This window comes from Leclercia adecarboxylata, from assembly GCF_006874705.1.
Taxonomy (GTDB): Bacteria; Pseudomonadota; Gammaproteobacteria; order Enterobacterales; family Enterobacteriaceae; genus Enterobacter; species Enterobacter adecarboxylatus_C.
In genome coordinates this window covers 3,563,620-3,582,079 of sequence record NZ_CP035382.1, presented here as the reverse complement: position 1 = coordinate 3,582,079, position 18,460 = coordinate 3,563,620, and the positions used below count along the sequence as shown (strand labels likewise).

Here is an 18,460-nt window from a genome sequence, read left to right as displayed (position 1 = left end):
ACTTAATATTCGCCTGGCAGTAATGAATTGTGACAACATTCACGTTTAATTGATTATTTATAATTAGCCTGATCATGGTTCTAATAGATATTTTGTGGGTATTATGAATTAATATCACATTTCTGCCATTTTTATTAAAAAGCCCTATGAGTTAACAACAAGACTTATAGATACAGCAAAACACCGGGTAATACCCGGCATTTTCTATACGAAATAAATATGTCATCATCATAATATGATCTTGTGTAAGACAACCAAACAGATGAGTTTCAACCAGGGGTCAGATGCAGCTTCCCGGCATTGCGCCGGGAAGGGGGTAAAACAAGCAAGTAAAACGAGAAGGTTGTGCTATGTCCGGGAATAGACATGCAGCGTCCGCTGGCACAGCGCAGAGCGCACGCAGTCGTCTTTATCAAAACGTACGATGCCCACCATCTCATCCTCAACGAAACGTGCCAGCGCATCGCTCAGACCCGATTTGACGCCGGCCGGCAGGTCGCACTGGGTGATATCCCCGTTCACGATCACCGTCACGTTTTCCCCGAGGCGCGTTAAAAACATCTTCATTTGCGCAGCAGTTACGTTCTGAGCCTCGTCGAGAATCACAACTGCATTTTCAAATGTACGTCCGCGCATATAGGCGAACGGCGCAATTTCTACCTTGCCGATTTCCGGCCGCAGGCAGTACTGCATAAAAGATGCGCCCAATCGCTTCACCAGCACGTCATAAACGGGCCGGAAGTACGGCGCAAATTTCTCCGAAATATCACCGGGCAAGAAGCCGAGATCTTCATCAGCCTGCAATACCGGCCGGGTGACGATGATCTTGTCGACGTCTTTATGAATCAGAGCCTCCGCCGCCTTGGCTGCACTTATCCAGGTTTTTCCGCACCCGGCTTCACCGGTGGCGAAAATCAGCGACTTACTCTCAATAGCATTCAGGTACTGCGCCTGAGCGTCATTGCGTGCAACAACTGGCGTCATATCCCGGCTGTCCCGCGCCATGCCAATTGCTTCAACACCACTCATCTGCACAAGCGAGGTGACCGACTCTTCTTCACGCTGTTTATGGCTACGTGAATCCCGTCTCAGCACACGTTTTGCTTCACGACGAGCTTTGATCACTGCTTTTTGTCTTCCCATGGATAGCACCTTGAGTTGTTGGTATTCATCACTCGTACCGGCATCGGTACGATTAGGCGAACAAACATCTGAGGGTTGGCTTCCTTCTAAGCCATAGCTTACTTGGTTAAATGACCCGGCCGAATCGCTATGCTCACCATTCGACGGATCGGAGAAATCAGGATTTGCTGTGGAGGGGGAGAATTTTTCGGTGAAGAGATCGCTGCCGGAGTTTGAGCCTCCGCGCCGGTTACTGCGGTTATTGCGTTTACCCTGTCCAGTTGAGGACCCAACCATTCGCGATCTCCAGAGCGATTCATAATCACTGTAAGGTTTACCGCTATCTTAATGTAAGTACATCAGGATTTATCATGAATGCAACATTATTTTTACCTGAGTGCAACTTTTAAGATTCGCCTGACAGCGTTGCTTAGTCTGCTACGGGAATATTACAGAATTATAACAAAGAGATAGCGGGACATAAAAAATGTGTCCCGCTTAAGGGGTAAGCGGGACGGGATTCAGGCGCGGAGCAGCCCTTCTGCAAGCCAGCCGTTTTTATCGCGCACGCCCGGCAGGGCGAAGAAATAACCCCCGCCTACCGGCTTGATATACTCTTCCAGCGCCTCGCCGTTCAGCCGCTTCTGCACGGTCAGGAAGCCCTGCTCCAGATCGTGCTGGAAGCAGACAAACAGCAGGCCCATATCCAGCTGCCCGGAGTTAGTCACCCCCAGCGAGTAGCTGTAGCCCCGGCGCATCATCAGGTTTGATTCGGTCTCCTTTGTGCGCGGGTTGGCGAGACGGATATGGCTGTCGAGGGCAATCACATTGCCGTCGGGATCGCTGGCGTAATCGGGCACGTCGTGCTCGTTTTTCATGCCCAGCGGGGCACCGCTGTGCTTGTCGCGGCCAAAAATGGTCTGCTGCTCTTTCAGCGGCGTGCGATCCCAGAACTCAACGTGGAACTGGATAATGCGCACCGCCTGATAGCTGCCGCCCACCGCCCAGGCCGGTTCACCCTGATCGGCCGTCACCCACACCACGCTGTCCATCAGGGGCGCATCCTGGCTGTTCGGGTTGGCGGTGCCATCCTTAAAGCCGAGCAGGTTCACCGGCGTCTCTTTGCCTTTGCTGCGCGCGGCGTGGTCAGAGATAAACCCTTCCCGCTTCCAGCGCACGCTCAGCAGATCCGGGGTGTGCTTGATAAGATCGCGCAGGGCGTGGATCACCGTGTCCTGGGTGTTGGCGCAGATCTGGATCAGCAGATCGCCGTGGCACAGGGCCGCGTCCAGGGAGTCATTCGGGAAACGCACCATTTTCTGCAAGGATTTCGGTTTCTGTGGGGCGAGGCCGAAGCGATCGTCAAACAGCGAGGCTCCTAGTGACACCGTCATGGTCAGGTTATCCGGGGCGATAAAGGCGCCCAGGATCCCGGAATCCATCGGCGGCAGACGCGGGTTTGGCGTGTCGGGCGCCGGGCCGCCGGTAGTCAGAAAGGTAATGCGCTGGGTCAGGAGGCGGAACAGACGCTCCAGCTCGCTTTTGTCGCTGGCCAGCACATCAAAGGCCACCAGCATCATCGACGCCTGCTGCGGGGTTAAAATCCCGGCCTGATGGGTAGCGTAAAAAGGCTGCGTCTCCATCCGCGCGTCCGGAGAGAGCGTGCCCGGCGCGCTCTGCGGTTTTGCCGCATGCGCCACCGGGCAACCACCTGCCAGGGCAAGGGCGCCGCCAAGCGCCCCTACCCCTTTTAACAACCGACGTCGTGACGGTTCAGCCACGTCGTACTCGTCATGCTTGTTCATCAACTTAGTCCAGACCCAGTACGCCACGCAGCTGCGCCAGATCTTCTGCCAGAGTGGTGATCGGCCCTTTCAGGGCGTTACGGTCGGCATCGGTCAGCTTGTCGTAGGTTTCAAACCCGTCTTTGGTGCGGTATTTCGCCAGAATGGTGTTCACTTTTTTGAAGTTGGCATCCACTTTCGCCAGCAGTTCGCTGTTATCTTTCTGCAGCTGCGGACGCAGCAGGTCAACAATCTTCTGCGCGCCTTCGACGTTGGCCTGGAAGTCCCACAGGTCGGTATGGCTGTAGCGGTCTTCTTCACCGCTGATCTTGCTGGCCGCCACTTCTTCAATCAGCCCTGCCGCGCCACCCACCACTTTTGACGGCGGGAAGGCCAGCTCGCTGATGCGTTTTTGCAGATCCAGCACGTCGCTGTTCAGCTGCTCCGCGTACTGCTCCATGCCTTTGGTGGCGTTGTCGCCAAACAGCGCTTTCTCCAGACGGTGGAAACCGGTGAATTTCGGATCGGCGGCTTTCTGCTCGTAATCATCTTCACGGGCATCGATGCTGCCGTCGAGATCGGAGAACAGCTCGGCAATCGGCTCGATGCGCTCGTAGTGCTGACGGGTTGGCGCATACAGGGATTTCGCTTTTTCGATATCGCCCGCTTTCACCGCGTCGGTAAAGGCTTTGGTGCCGGCAACCAGGTCCGCCGTCTCTTTGGTGACATACGCTTTGTAGGCAGTAATGGCGTCGCCGAGGCTCAGCAGCGCGTCGCCCTTCGCGGCGTCAGCGGTAGCGGCACCTTTCACGATCAGCTTGCCTTTCGGGTTGGTCAGCAGGCCGCAGGTCATGTCGTATTCGCCCGGCTGCAGGTTGGCGGTCATCTTCTGAGTGAAGCCCGGGGCGATGTTCTCGCGCTCTTCCACCACCATCACCCCTTTGAGGATCTCCCACTCCAGCGCTTTCTGGCTGTGGTTCTGGATGATGAACTGGGTTTTACCGCTGTTGACCGTGATGGTCATCGGCTCACACTGTTTATCATTGACGGTAACTTTAACCTGCGGAACATCTGCGGCCTGCGCGGCGAATGCTGACGCAATCAGCGCTGCTAAGCCCGCCTGTAATGCACTGCGACGAAAGTGGATTGCCATGACTTTTCCCTTAACCTTTTAGAGTATGTTGTAACTACAATGAACACTTCAGGGCGCAGTATGCGACGGCTGCGTGCCTGGCCGCGATGGCATAAAGAACAGCGCCAGCGCCGGAATGAGATAGATAAAGTACACCGCCACTTCACTGACGCTCGGCGCTTCCTGATAGCCGAAGATCCCTTCGAGGAGCGTGCCGGTCAGAGAGTGAGTCGAGAGGACGTTACTGAGATCGAACGCCACATCCTGGAAGTGGTTCCACAGGCCCGCCTCGTGGAAGGCGCGGATCGTCCCTGCGGCCAGCCCGGCGGCCACCAGCAGAATGAACAGGCTGGTCCACTTGAAGAAGACGGCGAGGTTAAGACGGATCCCACCCCAGTAGAGCAGGAAGCCGAGCACCACCGCGGTTGCGAGACCCAGCACGGCGCCCAGCGGCGGCCAGATCCCGACATCCTGCTGGAAAGCGGCCAGCAGGAAGAAGACCGACTCCAGGCCTTCACGCGCCACGGCGAAAAAGATCATCATGATCAGCGCCCAGCCGTGGTGATTGCCTTTCGCCAGCGCGCTGTCCACCGCCTGCTCCAGCTGAACCTTGACGTTACGCGACACTTTACGCATCCAGAACACCATCCAGGTGAGGATCACCACCGCAATCAGCGCCACGAGGCCTTCGAACAGCTCCTGCTCTTTTTGCGGGAATTCCCCGGTGGTTTCGTTGATGGCAATGCCCAGACCGAGGCAGAGGGCGGCAGCCAGGAAGACGCCAATCCACATCACGCCGATCCAACGGCCGCGCTGGGTGCGTTTCAGATAGCTGGCGATGAGGCTGACAATCAGGGCCGCTTCCAGGCCTTCACGTAACATAATGAGAAATGGTACAAACATGCCGACACCTTAAATGTTTTTCGCGGTCAACTGATGCAAAGAAAGGTAAATTCTTGTGATAGTGATTATCATTACGGCAATAAGAAATACAAGCGAAATATGCTGCATTTTAATGACAGGATGTAAACCCATAAGGGGAAAATAATCACCCAGGTAACTAAAAGGTTTATAAGTTAAGACGTAAAAGTTCATTTACGGTTAAAGCAGGCTGTGGCTAAATGAGCGCCTCATTAATCTGCTGAAAATCAACTATGTATCAATTTCTGCACTTCCTGCTGGCGCTGGTGGTTATCCTTGCGCTGGCCTGGCTGGTCAGCTTTGACCGCCGCAACGTTCGCATTCGCTACCTTATCCAACTTATCGTCATTGAAATTGCGCTGGCGTTCTTTTTCCTTCATGCCGAAAGCGGCTTGTTTGTTATTCAGTACGTCTCGGGCTTCTTCGAGTCGTTACTGAAATATGCCGCCGAAGGGACCAACTTTGTATTTGGCGGGATGGGTGAAAAAGGGCTGGCATTTATTTTCCTCGGCGTGTTGTGCCCGATTATCTTTATTTCGGCACTGATCGGTATTCTTCAGCACTGGCGTATTCTGCCGGTGATTATTCGCGTTATTGGCACCCTGCTGTCGAAGGTTAACGGCATGGGCAAGCTTGAATCCTTTAACGCCATCAGCTCCCTGACGCTCGGCCAGTCGGAAAACTTCATTGCTTACAAAGGGGTGTTGGGCGATCTCTCATCGCGTCGTCTGTTCACCATGGCGGCTACCGCGATGTCGACCGTCTCGCTGTCGATTGTCGGGGCCTATATGACCATGCTGGAGGCGAAATATGTGGTGGCGGCGCTGATCCTGAATATGTTCAGCACCTTTATTATCCTGACGGTGATTAACCCGGCCCGCCCGGAAGCGGAGCCGGAAATTAAGCTGGAGAAGATGCATGAATCCCAGAGCTTCTTTGAGATGCTGGGAGAATATATTCTGGCCGGCTTCAAGGTGGCGATGATTATTCTGGCGATGCTGATTGGCTTTATTGCCCTGATCAGCGCCGTCAACGCCCTCTTCTCCAGCGTCTTCGGCCTGAGCTTCCAGCAGATTCTGGGCTATGTCTTCTATCCGCTGGCGTGGCTGGTGGGGATCCCGCTGAGTGATGCTCTGCATGCGGGCGGGATTATGGCAACCAAGCTGGTGGCGAACGAGTTTGTGGCGATGATCGAGCTGCAAAAAATTGCCGCGCAGATGACGCCGCGCGGGCTGGGCATTCTGTCGGTGTTCCTCGTCTCCTTCGCCAACTTTGCTTCTATCGGTATCGTGGCCGGGGCGATTAAGGGGCTGAACGAGCAGCAGGGCAACGTGGTATCACGCTTTGGTCTGCGTCTGGTGTACGGCGCAACGCTGGTCAGCCTGTTGTCGGCGAGCTTTGCGGGATTAGTTCTTTAATACTGTGCAAATGCCGGGTGGCGCTGCCGCTTACCCGGCCTACAAAACCGTAGGCCCGTGCAAGCGCAGCGCCGCCGGGCGGGTTTAAAACTGTACGCACACCGGCTGGTCTACGCGCATCACCGATTCCTGGGCAAAGCGCTGCTTATAGATCCCGCGCAGTGCCTCAATATTGCTCTCGCTCTGGGCATCTTTGCCGTGGATCAGCATCAGCGCCTTGCTTGATTCGCGCGCTACCTTCCCGTCATTCCCCAGCCACTGCCCTCGCGCATCAAACACCGTTAAGCCATCGCGAAAACGCGGCGTCACGTCCTGGTCAACAAACTGCTGCCACTCCTGGCCGGTGATCGCCTCCCCTGCCGGACGGTTCAGGCCGAAATAGAGGGTGGTTTGCTGCATCTGATTATCAGCTTTGCAGGTGTTTTCCGCCATGCTGCGCGATGGGGCGTTGCAGCCTGCCAGCAGTAAAATTGCGCCAGCCACAAGCCCTGTTTTGATTGTCATTATTCGCTATCCTCATCATTTTTTAGCACAGCGATATGAGCGTAAATCACGGAAATTAGCAATAAAAAAAGCCGGGCGAGCCCGGCTTACAGCGTGTCTTAAACTTACTCAGCCTGTAACTTCGTTGGCGGCGCGGTGTGGTAATGCGCATCCGCTTCCGCAAAGCGTTTCTGCATCGCGGCAGACGGCGCTTTACCCAGCAGGCTGAAGACCACAATCCCGATGCTGCCGAAGATAAAGCCCGGAATGATTTCGTACAGCCCCAGCCACGCGAACTGCTTCCAGACGATGACGGTAACTGCACCAATAATCATCCCGGCCAGCGCGCCGTTGCGGGTCATGCGGGACCACATCACCGAGAACAGCACCACCGGACCAAAAGCGGCACCGAAGCCTGCCCAGGCGTAGCTCACCAGACCCAGCACGCGGTTTTCCGGGTTTGCCGCCAGCGCGATGGAGACCAGGGCCACCACCAGCACCATAAAGCGCCCTACCCACACCAGCTCTTTCTGGCTGGCGTTCTTACGCAGGAAGGCTTTGTACAGGTCTTCGGTGATGGCGCTGGAGCAGACCAGCAGCTGGCAGCTCAGGGTGGACATCACCGCCGCCAGGATCGCAGAGAGCAGAATACCGGCGATCCACGGGTTAAAGAGGATTTGCGCCAGCTCGATAAACACGCGCTCGGCGTTCTGGTTCACCGCACCCGCCAGGGCCGGGTTGTTGTTGAAGTAAGCAATACCGAAGAAGCCTACCGCACAGGCGCCGCCCAGACAGAGGATCATCCACGCCATGCTGATACGACGGGCATGGACGATGGTGTGGTGAGAGTCTGCCGCCATAAAGCGCGCCAGGATGTGCGGCTGGCCGAAGTAACCCAGCCCCCAGCCCATCAGGGAGACAATGGCGACGAAGTTCAGCCCTTTCAGCATATCGACATTTTCGATGCTCTTCTGCTGGATCACCGCCAGGGAATCACCCAGGCCGCCCACGGAGAGGATCACAATAACCGGGGTCAGGATCAGGGCAAAAATCATCAGGCTGGCCTGCACGGTATCGGTCCAGCTTACTGCCAGGAAGCCACCCACGAAGGTATAAAGGATGGTTGCTGCGGCGCCCGCCCAGAGTGCGGTTTCATAGCTCATGCCGAAGGTGCTTTCGAACAGACGCGCCCCGGCCACGATGCCGGAGGCACAGTAGATGGTGAAGAACAGCAGAATAACCAGCGCGGAGATAATACGCAGGATGCGGCTGTTATCTTCAAAACGGCCGGTGAAGTAGTCCGGCAGGGTCAGGGCATTGTTGTTGGCTTCGGTATGCACGCGCAGACGCCCGGCCACCAGCTTCCAGTTAATCCATGCGCCCAGGGTGAGACCGATGGCAATCCAGCTTTCCGAAATCCCGGAGAGAAAGATAGCACCAGGCAGGCCCATCAGCAGCCAGCCGCTCATATCCGATGCACCCGCAGAGAGCGCGGTCACGAACGGGCCTAAACTGCGTCCGCCGAGAATGTAGTCGTCAAAGTTTTTGGTTGAACGCCATGCAAGGAACCCTATCAGGATCATGCCAAAAATATAGATAAGAAATGTCACCAGCATCGGTGTGCTAATTGCCATTTAAATACTCCGCAAAGATGTTCGACAGCCTTCCCGACTGTCTTTATTCCACCCCCGGAACGAGGGGGTGATGATGTGTGTTTCTGTTGGCCGCGCGTATCCTGCCGTATGCGCTGCCACGACACAAACGATTTAACACTGCATTTACATCAATTTCATCCCCGGTTTCACACCAGATTCCTGGAGGTTGCACTCGCTCACGTTTTTCGCGGTTGCACCTGCAAAAAGTGTTAAGCGCCGCATGAAACCAGGGTTGATAACCCAAATCCACACCTTTTTTCCGGTTAACCATGACGTAACAATCCATTCATTTTTCAGCTTGCAATCCGGGTCACATTTAACGAGGTTGCACAAAGTTGCAACATAGTGGATATTTCACGTTAACTACACTAGCGCTACTGAATCACAGGAGTTTTTGGCATGGGCATGACCACCATGGGGGTTAAGCTGGATGACGCAACCCGCGAACGGATTAAATCGGCAGCCACGCGGATCGACCGCACGCCGCACTGGTTAATTAAGCAGGCCATCTTTAACTATCTGGAAAAGCTGGAGAGCAACGACGACCTGCCAGAGCTGCCTGCCCTGCTGGCCGGTGCCGCCAATGAGAGCGACGAACACACCGACGCTGCGGAAGAGATCCACCAGCCGTTCCTCGAATTTGCCGAGCAGATCCTGCCCCAGTCGGTGAGCCGTGCGGCCATTACTGCCGCCTGGCGCCGCGCAGAGACCGACGCCGTGCCGATGCTGCTGGAGCAGGCGCGCCTGCCGGAGCCGATTGCTTCCCAGGCCCACAGCCTGGCGTATCAGCTGGCCGAAAAGCTGCGCAACCAGAAAAACGCCACCGGCCGTGCCGGGATGGTGCAGAGCCTGCTGCAGGAATTCTCGCTTTCCTCGCAGGAGGGCGTGGCCCTGATGTGTCTGGCGGAAGCGCTGTTGCGTATCCCGGACAAAGCAACCCGCGACGCGCTGATCCGCGACAAGATCAGCAACGGCAACTGGCATTCGCACATCGGCCGCAGCCCGTCGCTGTTCGTTAACGCCGCCACCTGGGGCCTGCTGTTTACCGGCCGTCTGGTCTCCACCCACAACGAAGCCAGCCTCTCCCGCTCCCTGAACCGCATTATCGGCAAGAGCGGCGAGCCGCTGATCCGTAAAGGCGTGGACATGGCAATGCGCCTGATGGGCGAGCAGTTCGTTACCGGAGAAACCATCGCCGAAGCCCTGGCCAACGCCCGCAAGCTGGAAGATAAAGGCTTCCGCTACTCCTACGATATGCTGGGCGAAGCGGCACTGACCGCCGCCGACGCGCAGGCCTATCTGGTCTCTTACCAGCAGGCGATCCACGCCATCGGTAAAGCCTCTAACGGTCGCGGCATTTATGAAGGCCCGGGGATCTCGATTAAGCTCTCCGCCCTGCACCCGCGCTACAGCCGCGCCCAGTACGACCGCGTCATGGAAGAGCTCTATCCGCGCCTGAAATCCCTGACCCTGCTGGCGCGCCAGTATGACATCGGGATCAACATTGATGCCGAAGAGGCCGACCGCCTGGAGATCTCTCTCGATCTGCTGGAAAAACTGTGCTTCGAGCCGGAGCTGGCGGGCTGGAACGGGATTGGCTTCGTGATCCAGGCCTACCAGAAGCGCTGCCCGTTTGTGATTGATTACCTGATTGACCTCGCTACCCGTAGCCGTCGCCGCCTGATGATCCGTCTGGTGAAGGGCGCCTACTGGGACAGCGAGATCAAGCGCGCGCAGATGGACGGTCTCGAGGGCTATCCGGTCTACACCCGCAAGGTCTATACCGACGTCTCTTACCTCGCCTGCGCCAAAAAGCTGCTCGGCGTGCCGAACCTGATCTACCCGCAGTTCGCCACCCACAACGCCCACACCTTAGCGGCTATCTACCAGCTGGCCGGTCAGAACTACTATCCGGGCCAGTACGAATTCCAGTGCCTGCACGGCATGGGTGAACCGCTGTACGAGCAGGTCACCGGTAAAGTGGCGGATGGCAAACTGAACCGTCCATGCCGTATCTACGCCCCGGTCGGCACCCATGAAACCCTGCTGGCCTACCTGGTGCGTCGTCTGCTGGAGAACGGGGCTAACACCTCCTTCGTGAACCGCATCGCCGATACCACCCTGCCGCTGGACGAGCTGGTGGCGGATCCGGTGCAGGCCGTCGAGAAAATGGCTGCCCAGGAAGGTCAGGTGGGCCTGCCGCATCCGAAGATTGCCCTGCCGCGCGAGCTGTACGGCAACGGGCGCGTCAACTCTTCCGGTCTGGACCTGGCGAACGAACACCGCCTGGCGTCTCTCTCCTCGTCGCTGCTGAACAGCGCCCTGCAGAAATGGCAGGCCAGACCGATCCTCGAGCAGCCGGTTATCGCTGGCGAAATGCAGCCGGTGGTCAACCCGGCCGAGCCGAAAGATATCGTCGGCTTTGCCCGGGAAGCGACCGAACAGGAAGTGGATCTGGCCCTCGACAGCGCGGTGAACAACGCGCCGATCTGGTTCGCCACTCCGCCGCAGGAGCGCGCCGCGATCCTCGAACGTGCTGCGGTGCTGATGGAAGATCAGATGCAGCAGCTGATTGGCATTCTGGTGCGCGAGGCGGGTAAAACCTTCAGCAACGCCATCGCCGAGGTGCGCGAAGCCGTTGACTTCCTGCACTACTATGCCGGTCAGGTCCGCGACGACTTTGACAACGAAACCCACCGCCCGCTGGGGCCGGTGGTCTGTATCAGCCCGTGGAACTTCCCGCTGGCGATCTTCACCGGGCAGATTGCCGCCGCCCTTGCCGCCGGTAACAGCGTGCTGGCGAAACCGGCCGAGCAGACGCCGCTGATTGCCGCCCAGGGGATCAACATCCTGCTGGAAGCAGGTGTCCCGCCGGGCGTGGTGCAGCTGCTGCCAGGCCGCGGCGAGACCGTCGGCGCGAAGCTGACCGCCGATAACCGCGTGCGCGGGGTAATGTTCACCGGCTCCACCGAAGTGGCCTCCCTGCTGCAACGCAATATCGCCACCCGTCTCGACGCCCAGGGCCGTCCGACCCCGCTGATCGCCGAAACCGGCGGCATGAACGCGATGATCGTCGACTCCTCCGCCCTCACCGAACAGGTGGTGGTGGACGTGGTGGCCTCGGCCTTCGACAGCGCCGGACAGCGCTGCTCTGCCCTGCGCGTGCTCTGCCTGCAGGATGATATCGCTGACCACACCCTGAAAATGCTGCGTGGCGCGATGGGCGAGTGCCGGATGGGCAACCCGGGCCGTCTGACCACCGACATCGGGCCGGTGATCGATGCCGAAGCCAAAACCAACATTGAGAATCACATCCAGGCGATGCGTGCCAAGGGCCGTCCGGTGTTCCAGGCGGTGCGTGAGAACAGCGAAGACGCCCGCGAGTGGACCAGCGGCACCTTTGTGGCGCCAACCCTGATCGAGCTGGCCAGCTTCGACGAGCTGAAGAAAGAGGTCTTCGGCCCGGTGCTGCACGTGGTGCGTTACAACCGTAACAACCTCGATGCGCTTATTGAGCAGATCAACGCCTCCGGCTACGGTCTGACGCTGGGCGTGCATACCCGTATCGACGAAACCATCGCTCAGGTAACTGGCAGCGCGAAGGTCGGCAACCTGTACGTGAACCGTAATATGGTTGGCGCGGTCGTTGGCGTGCAGCCGTTCGGCGGCGAAGGGCTGTCTGGCACCGGTCCGAAAGCCGGGGGGCCGATGTACCTGTACCGCCTGCTGGCGAACCGTCCGGCCAACGCCCTCGGCGTGACCCTGGGTCGTCAGGATGCACAATACCCGGTGGATACGCAGGTGAAAGCGGTCCTGACTCAGCCGCTGGAAGCTCTCGCGACCTGGGCTGAAAAACGTCCTGAACTGCGTGCGCTGTGCCAGCAGTATGGCGAGCTGGCGCAGGCCGGTACCCAGCGCGTGCTGCCTGGCCCGACCGGCGAGCGCAACACCTGGACCCTGATGCCGCGCGAGCGCGTGCTCTGCGTGGCGGATAACGAGCAGGATGCGCTGGTTCAGCTGGCGGCGGCGTTAGCGACCGGATGTGAAGTGCTGTGGCCGGAAGATGCCCTGCACCGCGACCTGGCGAAGCAGCTGCCGAACGCGGTAACCGCGCGCATTCACTTTGCGAAGGCGGATGTACTGACCAGCCAGCCGTTTGACGCGGTGATCTATCACGGGGACTCCGACCAGCTGCGCGAGCTGTGCGAGCAGGTTGCAGACCGGAAAGGCGCCATTGTGTCGGTGCAGGGCTTCGCCCGCGGCGAAGACAATCTGCAGCTGGAGCGTCTGTACGTGGAGCGCTCCCTCAGCGTCAACACCGCTGCCGCAGGAGGTAACGCCAGCCTGATGACCATCGGCTAAGCGTGCAAACTCACCCCGGTGGCGCTACGCTTACCGGGGCTACCGGATTGTGCGGTCTGTATTCCCCGGTGGCGCTGCGCTTACCGGGGCTACAAATGATAATCTGATTTTTGTAGGCCGGGTAAGGCGAAGCCGCCACCCGGCTTTTTTATACGGAGGGAGAGATGAAACGAGCTTTGATCGCAGGTGCTGCGTTACTGCTGAGCACCAGCGCCCTGGCGGATGAGTGCGCCAACGCCAGCACCCAGGTTGAACTGAACACCTGCACCGCGCAGCAATATCAGGCGGCGGATAAAACCCTGAACCAGACTTACCAGGCTGTGATGAAGCGCGCCGCGGCCCCCCAGCGCGATCTGCTGAAAAAGGCCCAGCAGGCGTGGATCGCCCTGCGCGATGCCGACTGCGCCTTTGTCGGCTCGGGCACTTCAGGCGGCTCCGTTCAGCCAATGATTGTGAATCAGTGTCTGGCGGATAAAACCCGCGAGCGGGAAGCGTATCTGGCCTCGCTGATGCAGTGTGAAGAGGGCGATTTAAGCTGCCCTCTCCCACCGGCAAATTAACGCACCCGGATCCCTTCGATAATCATCCGCTGCACGTTATCCACGGTGCTGTGGAAGAAGTCGTCATCCTTAAGCGACTTGCCGGTCACCGCCTCCACCTGGGCAGAAAAGTCGGCGTAGTGCTGGGTGGCGGCCCAAATCATAAAGATCAGATGATGCGGATCTACCGGCGCCAGTTTGCCGGTGGCAACCCACCCGGCAATGATCGCCGACTTCTCATCCACCAGCGATTTCATATCGCCGCTCAGCACCGTTTTCAGCAGCGGTGCCCCCTGCAGCATCTCCAGACAGAACAGCCGCGAGGCCTGGGGATAGTCCCGGGAGACCTCCAGCTTGAGGCGGATATACTGCTGGATCGCCACCAGCGGGGTGAGCTCCTCGCGAAACGCCTTCAGCGGCGCCAGCCAGATATCCAGGATCTGTTGCAGGACGGCAACGTACAGCGCCTCTTTTGAGGGGAAGTAGTAGAGCAGATTGGTTTTCGATACCCCCGCCAGCTCGGCCACCTGTTCCAGCCGCGTGCCGTGAATGCCAAACTGCGAAAAGGTCTCCAGCGCCGCCGAGAAGATCGCCTGTTTTTTCGCGCTCACCGCCTGCGAACGTTTACCGCCTGTTTTCACTGCGCCTTGTGCCATGTGCTCACTCCTTGTTGATCTGTTCCCAGCATAGCAAAAACCCTTGAGTGACCACGACTATCTGCACCGCGACCGCGCACGACTGCCTGCTTTGTGTGCAACTATTTTGACCAGACAGTCCACTTTTGCCGCCAGCATTTTATCAACCACCAGTTAACACATTAATAACATTGCCAATTTCAAACCTGGCATCCGCTTTGCAAAACAGGCTTACGCGGCTGAACAGGAGATGCAGGATGCAGCGCCACGTCTGACTTTCACCCCCTATGTTGAGATGAAGAGAGGTTAGCGATGAAAATTGGCGTATTCGTTCCCATTGGCAATAACGGCTGGTTGATCTCCACCCACGCGCCGCAGTACATGCCGACCTTCGAGCTGAACAAAGCCATCGTGCAAAAAGCGGAGCACTACCACTTCGACTTTGCCCTGTCGATGATCAAGCTGCGCGGCTTCGGCGGTAAAACCGAATTCTGGGATCACAACCTGGAGTCCTTCACCCTGATGGCCGGGCTGGCGGCAGTCACCTCGCGGATCCAGATCTACGCCACCGCCGCCACCCTCACCCTGCCTCCGGCAATCGTGGCGCGGATGGCCTCCACCATCGACACCATCTCCGGCGGGCGCTTTGGCGTTAACCTCGTCACCGGCTGGCAGAAGCCGGAGTACGAGCAGATGGGCCTCTGGCCGGGGGATGAGTACTTCTCTAAACGCTACGACTACCTCACCGAGTATGTGCAGGTCCTGCGGGATCTGTGGGGCACCGGCAAGAGCGACTTCAAAGGCGAGTTCTTCACCATGACCGACTGCCGGGTCAGCCCCCAGCCGTCGGTGCCGATGAAGGTGATCTGCGCCGGACAGAGCGACGCCGGGATGGAATTCTCGGCGAAATATGCGGACTTCAACTTCTGCTTCGGCAAAGGGGTCAACACCCCGGCGGCCTTTGCGCCCACGGCGGCACGGATGAAAGAGGCCGCGGAGAAAACCGGGCGCGACGTCGGCTCCTACGTGCTGTTTATGGTGATTGCCGACGAAACCGACGAGGCGGCACGGGCGAAGTGGGAACACTACAAAGCCGGGGCCGACGACGAAGCCCTGAGCTGGCTCAGCGAGCAGAGCCAGAAGGACACCCGCTCCGGGGCGGACACCAACGTGCGGCAGATGGCCGATCCTACCTCGGCGTTGAACATCAATATGGGCACCCTGGTGGGCTCGTATGCCAGCGTGGCTCGGATGCTCGATGAGGTCGCCAGCGTACCGGGCGCTGAGGGGGTACTCCTGACCTTTGATGATTTCCTCTCCGGGATTGAAACCTTCGGCGAGCGTATCCAGCCGCTGATGCAGTGCCGCGCTCATCTTCCGGTTTTCACTAAGGAGGTCGCGTAATGACCACCCTGCCCGCACGTCCGGAAGCCATCACCTTTGATCCGCAGCAAAGCGCGCTCATCGTGGTGGATATGCAGAACGCCTACGCCAGCCCCGGGGGCTATCTCGACCTCGCCGGGTTTGACGTCTCCGCCACCCGGCCGGTGATCGACAATATCCGCACCGCGGTGGCCGCCGCGCGCGCCGCCGGGATCCAGATAATCTGGTTCCAGAACGGCTGGGATGAACAGTACGTGGAGGCGGGCGGCCCCGGCTCGCCCAACTTCCACAAATCCAACGCCCTGAAAACCATGCGCCAGCGCCCGGAATTGCAGGGCAAGCTGCTGGCGAAAGGCGGCTGGGATTACCAGCTGGTGAACGAGCTGGTGCCTGAGCCGGGCGACATCGTGCTGCCGAAACCGCGCTACAGCGGCTTCTTTAATACCCCGCTGGATAGCCTGCTGCGCAGCCGCGGGATCCGTCATCTGATCTTTACCGGCATCGCCACTAACGTCTGCGTGGAGTCCACCCTGCGCGACGGCTTCTTCCTCGAATATTTCGGCGTGGTGCTGGAAGACGCCACCCACCAGGCGGGCCCGGCGTTTGCCCAGCAGGCCGCGCTGTTCAACATCGAAACCTTTTTTGGCTGGGTCAGCGACGTCGCCACCTTCTGCGACGCCCTTTCCCCTGCCACCTATGCCCGTATCGCCTGAGGAGTGAACCCATGCCAAAATCTGTGATTATCCCGCCAGGCACCAGTACGCCAATCGCCCCCTTTGTGCCAGGTACGCTGGCAGATGGCGTGGTTTACGTCTCGGGCACCCTGCCGTTCGACGCCCACAACAACGTGGTGTTTCCCGATGACCCAAAGGCGCAAACCCGCCACGTGCTACAGACCATCCAGCGCGTTATCGAAACGGCGGGCGGAACGATGGCGGACGTGACCTTCAACAGCATCTTTATTACCGACTGGAAAAACTACGCCGCGATTAACGAAATCTACGCCGAGTTTTTCCCCGGTGATAAGCCTGCGCGGTTCTGCATTCAGTGCGGGCTGGTGAAACCCGAGGCGCTGGTGGAGATCGCCACTATCGCCCACATTGGCCGGTGAGGTTGCCATGAAACTGTCTATTTCACCCCCGCCCTTTGACGGCGCACCGGTGGTGGTGCTGATTGCCGGGCTGGGGGGCAGCGGCAGCTACTGGCTGCCCCAGCTGGCCGACCTGGAGCAGGAGTATCAGGTGGTTTGCTACGACCAGCGCGGCACCGGCAACAACCCCGGCGAGCTGCCGGAGGCGTACAGCCTGGCGCAGATGGCCGATGAGCTGTGGCAGGCGCTGAGCGAGGCCGGGATAACACGCTTTTGCGTGGTGGGCCATGCGCTGGGGGCGCTGATTGGCCTCCAGCTGGCACTGGATCGGCCCGGAGCGCTCAGCGCGCTGGTGTGCGTCAACGGCTGGCTGGCGCTGCATCCCCATACCAAACGCTGCTTCCAGGTGCGCGAGCGGCTGCTGCATGCCGGTGGCGCCCAGGCCTGGGTGGAGGCCCAGCCGCTGTTTCTCTATCCCGCCGACTGGATGGCCGCCCGCCAGCCGCGCATGGAGGCCGAAGAGGCGCTGGCGCTGGCCCATTTCCAGGGCAAAAACACGCTCCTGCGCAGGCTCAATGCCCTGAAGCGGGCCGATTTCAGCTGCCAGGCGCTGCGGATCCGCTGCCCGGTGCAGATTATCTGTTCCGCCGACGATCTGCTGGTGCCCGCCGTCTGTTCATCACAGCTGCACGCCGCCCTGCCCGGGAGCGTCATCACGGTGATGCCCCGGGGCGGCCACGCCTGCAACGTCACCGAGCCGGAGATCTTCAACGCCCTGCTGCAAAACGGGCTCGCCAGCCTGCTGCACCGCCACGAACGCTTATCGAAGGAGTTGCCATGAGTGAAGCCATCACCCCAACCGCGCAGCATGCGCTGTTTACCGAAGCACGCACCCACAACGGCTGGCTGGATCGCCCGGTCAGCGACGAGACGCTGCGCGACATCTACGACCTGATGAAGTGGGGCCCCACCTCCGCCAACTGCTCCCCGGCGCGGATGGTATTTATCCGCACCCCGGAAGGTAAAGAGAAGCTGCGCCCGGCGCTTTCCAGCGGCAACCTGCAAAAGACCCTCACCGCCCCGGTGACGGCCATCGTGGCCTGGGACAGCCAGTTTTATGACCGTCTGCCGGAGTTGTTCCCCCACGGTGATGCCCGGAGCTGGTTCACCGCCAGCCCGCAGCTCGCCGAGGAGACCGCCTTTCGCAACAGCACCCTGCAGGCGGCCTATCTGATTGTCGCCTGTCGGGCGCTGGGGCTCGATACCGGGCCGCTCTCCGGCTTCGACCGGGAGAAGGTGGATGCGGCCTTCTTCACCGGCAGTAACCTGAGAAGCAATCTGCTGATCAACATCGGCTATGGCGACACCAGCAAACTCTACGGGCGCCTGCCCCGCCTGAGCTTTGACGACGCCTGCGGGCTGGTATAAGGAGCGCTCATGAACATTGATAAACAAGCCTTTCGCGATGCCATGGCCTGCCTGGGGGCGGCGGTGAATATCATCACCACCGACGGCCCGGCCGGACAGGCGGGTTTTACCGCCAGCGCGGTGTGCAGCGTCACCGATTCGCCGCCAACCCTGCTGGTGTGCCTCAATCGCGGTGCCTCGGTGTGGCCGGTGTTTCACGACAACCGCACCCTGTGCGTCAACACCCTCAGCGCCGGGCAGGAGTCGCTGTCGAATCTGTTCGGCGGCAAAACCCCGATGGCGGAGCGCTTCGCCGCCGCCCGCTGGCAGATCGGGGAGACCGGCTGTCCGCGCCTGGCAGACGCGCTGGCCTCGTTCGACTGCCGGATTAGCCAGGTGGTCAGCGTGGGCACCCACGACATTCTGTTTTGCGAGATCCTTGCAATCACCCGCCACCCGGAGCCGCAGGGCCTGGTGTGGTTTGACCGCGGCTACCACGCCCTGATGCGACCCGCCTGTTAACCCTCCT

General features: G+C 59.2%; 16 protein-coding genes. 9 read left to right on the top strand and 7 right to left on the bottom strand.

From position 1 onward, the window contains the following. Positions 1 to 348: 348 nt before the first annotated feature. The 4 genes from phoH to efeU all read right to left on the bottom strand — a co-directional run bounded on the left by phoH (position 349) and on the right by efeU (position 4,941). Positions 349 to 1,143 carry a phosphate starvation-inducible protein PhoH gene (gene phoH, locus ES815_RS17965; protein WP_185902420.1) on the bottom strand — a complete coding sequence of 265 codons (795 nt, stop codon included), beginning with the start codon at positions 1,141 to 1,143 and terminating at the stop codon, positions 349 to 351. Positions 1,144 to 1,643: 500 nt separating this feature from the next. Beyond that, entirely contained in the window at positions 1,644 to 2,927 is a 1,284-nt protein-coding gene (gene efeB, locus ES815_RS17960) for an iron uptake transporter deferrochelatase/peroxidase subunit (RefSeq protein ID WP_142489023.1), read from the bottom strand. A 4-nt stretch (positions 2,928 to 2,931) separates the two neighbouring features. Then, positions 2,932 to 4,059: an iron uptake system protein EfeO gene (gene efeO / locus ES815_RS17955; RefSeq protein WP_142489022.1), complete on the bottom strand. Its 1,128-nt coding sequence runs from the start codon at positions 4,057 to 4,059 to the stop codon at positions 2,932 to 2,934. Between the two features lie 48 nt (positions 4,060 to 4,107). Beyond that, positions 4,108 to 4,941, bottom strand: coding sequence for an iron uptake transporter permease EfeU (gene efeU, locus ES815_RS17950; RefSeq protein WP_142489021.1), 834 nt, complete (start codon positions 4,939 to 4,941; stop codon positions 4,108 to 4,110). Positions 4,942 to 5,192: 251 nt separating this feature from the next. Between efeU and ES815_RS17940 the strand changes: the two genes are divergently transcribed. After that, on the top strand, positions 5,193 to 6,377 hold the full coding sequence (locus ES815_RS17940; RefSeq protein ID WP_142489019.1) for a NupC/NupG family nucleoside CNT transporter: 1,185 nt from the start codon (positions 5,193 to 5,195) through the stop codon (positions 6,375 to 6,377). 84 nt (positions 6,378 to 6,461) lie between these two features. On the opposite strand, the gene ES815_RS17935 is transcribed toward ES815_RS17940, so the two are convergent. Both ES815_RS17935 and putP read right to left on the bottom strand, forming a co-directional pair. Then, complete coding sequence (locus tag ES815_RS17935; protein ID WP_142489018.1) at positions 6,462 to 6,881, bottom strand: DUF3574 domain-containing protein; 420 nt, start codon at positions 6,879 to 6,881, stop codon at positions 6,462 to 6,464. A 104-nt stretch (positions 6,882 to 6,985) separates the two neighbouring features. Further along, on the bottom strand, positions 6,986 to 8,494 hold the full coding sequence (putP, locus tag ES815_RS17930) for a sodium/proline symporter PutP (RefSeq protein WP_142489017.1): 1,509 nt from the start codon (positions 8,492 to 8,494) through the stop codon (positions 6,986 to 6,988). A 420-nt stretch (positions 8,495 to 8,914) separates the two neighbouring features. Between putP and putA the strand changes: the two genes are divergently transcribed. After that, positions 8,915 to 12,877: a trifunctional transcriptional regulator/proline dehydrogenase/L-glutamate gamma-semialdehyde dehydrogenase gene (putA, locus tag ES815_RS17925; RefSeq protein ID WP_142489016.1), complete on the top strand. Its 3,963-nt coding sequence runs from the start codon at positions 8,915 to 8,917 to the stop codon at positions 12,875 to 12,877. A gap of 164 nt (positions 12,878 to 13,041) precedes the next feature. Next, on the top strand, positions 13,042 to 13,437 hold the full coding sequence (locus ES815_RS17920; protein WP_142489015.1) for a lysozyme inhibitor LprI family protein: 396 nt from the start codon (positions 13,042 to 13,044) through the stop codon (positions 13,435 to 13,437). On the opposite strand, the gene rutR is transcribed toward ES815_RS17920, so the two are convergent. Continuing rightward, positions 13,434 to 14,072 (bottom strand): HTH-type transcriptional regulator RutR, encoded by a 639-nt coding sequence (rutR, locus tag ES815_RS17915; protein WP_142489014.1) that lies wholly within the window; start codon positions 14,070 to 14,072, stop codon positions 13,434 to 13,436. The genes ES815_RS17920 and rutR overlap by 4 nt on opposite strands. Before the next feature lie 291 nt (positions 14,073 to 14,363). On the opposite strand from rutR, the gene rutA reads away from it, so the two are divergent. The 6 genes from rutA to rutF are packed head-to-tail and all read left to right on the top strand — an operon-like array spanning position 14,364 to position 18,453. Further along, positions 14,364 to 15,455: a pyrimidine utilization protein A gene (rutA, locus tag ES815_RS17905; RefSeq protein WP_142489013.1), complete on the top strand. Its 1,092-nt coding sequence runs from the start codon at positions 14,364 to 14,366 to the stop codon at positions 15,453 to 15,455. Then, entirely contained in the window at positions 15,455 to 16,147 is a 693-nt protein-coding gene (gene rutB, locus ES815_RS17900) for a pyrimidine utilization protein B (RefSeq protein WP_142489012.1), read from the top strand. The genes rutA and rutB overlap by 1 nt, the downstream gene beginning before the upstream one ends. A gap of 11 nt (positions 16,148 to 16,158) precedes the next feature. Next, positions 16,159 to 16,545 (top strand): pyrimidine utilization protein C, encoded by a 387-nt coding sequence (rutC, locus tag ES815_RS17895; protein ID WP_106992667.1) that lies wholly within the window; start codon positions 16,159 to 16,161, stop codon positions 16,543 to 16,545. Positions 16,546 to 16,552: 7 nt separating this feature from the next. Next, positions 16,553 to 17,365 carry a pyrimidine utilization protein D gene (rutD, locus tag ES815_RS17890; protein WP_142489011.1) on the top strand — a complete coding sequence of 271 codons (813 nt, stop codon included), beginning with the start codon at positions 16,553 to 16,555 and terminating at the stop codon, positions 17,363 to 17,365. Further along, positions 17,362 to 17,952 carry a malonic semialdehyde reductase gene (locus ES815_RS17885; protein WP_142489010.1) on the top strand — a complete coding sequence of 197 codons (591 nt, stop codon included), beginning with the start codon at positions 17,362 to 17,364 and terminating at the stop codon, positions 17,950 to 17,952. The genes rutD and ES815_RS17885 overlap by 4 nt, the downstream gene beginning before the upstream one ends. 9 nt (positions 17,953 to 17,961) lie before the next feature. Further along, positions 17,962 to 18,453 (top strand): NADH-dependent FMN reductase RutF, encoded by a 492-nt coding sequence (gene rutF / locus ES815_RS17880; protein WP_142489009.1) that lies wholly within the window; start codon positions 17,962 to 17,964, stop codon positions 18,451 to 18,453. The last annotated feature ends 7 nt before the right edge of the window (positions 18,454 to 18,460 follow it).

What these genes read in the sequence shown, in the direction of transcription:
- phoH (WP_185902420.1), bottom strand. Translation starts at nt 1,143, where the DNA reads ATGGGAAGACAAAAAGCAGTGATCAAAGCTCGTCGTGAAGCAAAACGT.
- efeB (WP_142489023.1), bottom strand. Translation starts at nt 2,927, where the DNA reads ATGAACAAGCATGACGAGTACGACGTGGCTGAACCGTCACGACGTCGG.
- efeO (WP_142489022.1), bottom strand. Translation starts at nt 4,059, where the DNA reads ATGGCAATCCACTTTCGTCGCAGTGCATTACAGGCGGGCTTAGCAGCG.
- efeU (WP_142489021.1), bottom strand. Translation starts at nt 4,941, where the DNA reads ATGTTTGTACCATTTCTCATTATGTTACGTGAAGGCCTGGAAGCGGCC.
- ES815_RS17940 (WP_142489019.1), top strand. Translation starts at nt 5,193, where the DNA reads ATGTATCAATTTCTGCACTTCCTGCTGGCGCTGGTGGTTATCCTTGCG.
- ES815_RS17935 (WP_142489018.1), bottom strand. Translation starts at nt 6,881, where the DNA reads ATGACAATCAAAACAGGGCTTGTGGCTGGCGCAATTTTACTGCTGGCA.
- putP (WP_142489017.1), bottom strand. Translation starts at nt 8,494, where the DNA reads ATGGCAATTAGCACACCGATGCTGGTGACATTTCTTATCTATATTTTT.
- putA (WP_142489016.1), top strand. Translation starts at nt 8,915, where the DNA reads ATGGGCATGACCACCATGGGGGTTAAGCTGGATGACGCAACCCGCGAA.
- ES815_RS17920 (WP_142489015.1), top strand. Translation starts at nt 13,042, where the DNA reads ATGAAACGAGCTTTGATCGCAGGTGCTGCGTTACTGCTGAGCACCAGC.
- rutR (WP_142489014.1), bottom strand. Translation starts at nt 14,072, where the DNA reads ATGGCACAAGGCGCAGTGAAAACAGGCGGTAAACGTTCGCAGGCGGTG.
- rutA (WP_142489013.1), top strand. Translation starts at nt 14,364, where the DNA reads ATGAAAATTGGCGTATTCGTTCCCATTGGCAATAACGGCTGGTTGATC.
- rutB (WP_142489012.1), top strand. Translation starts at nt 15,455, where the DNA reads ATGACCACCCTGCCCGCACGTCCGGAAGCCATCACCTTTGATCCGCAG.
- rutC (WP_106992667.1), top strand. Translation starts at nt 16,159, where the DNA reads ATGCCAAAATCTGTGATTATCCCGCCAGGCACCAGTACGCCAATCGCC.
- rutD (WP_142489011.1), top strand. Translation starts at nt 16,553, where the DNA reads ATGAAACTGTCTATTTCACCCCCGCCCTTTGACGGCGCACCGGTGGTG.
- ES815_RS17885 (WP_142489010.1), top strand. Translation starts at nt 17,362, where the DNA reads ATGAGTGAAGCCATCACCCCAACCGCGCAGCATGCGCTGTTTACCGAA.
- rutF (WP_142489009.1), top strand. Translation starts at nt 17,962, where the DNA reads ATGAACATTGATAAACAAGCCTTTCGCGATGCCATGGCCTGCCTGGGG.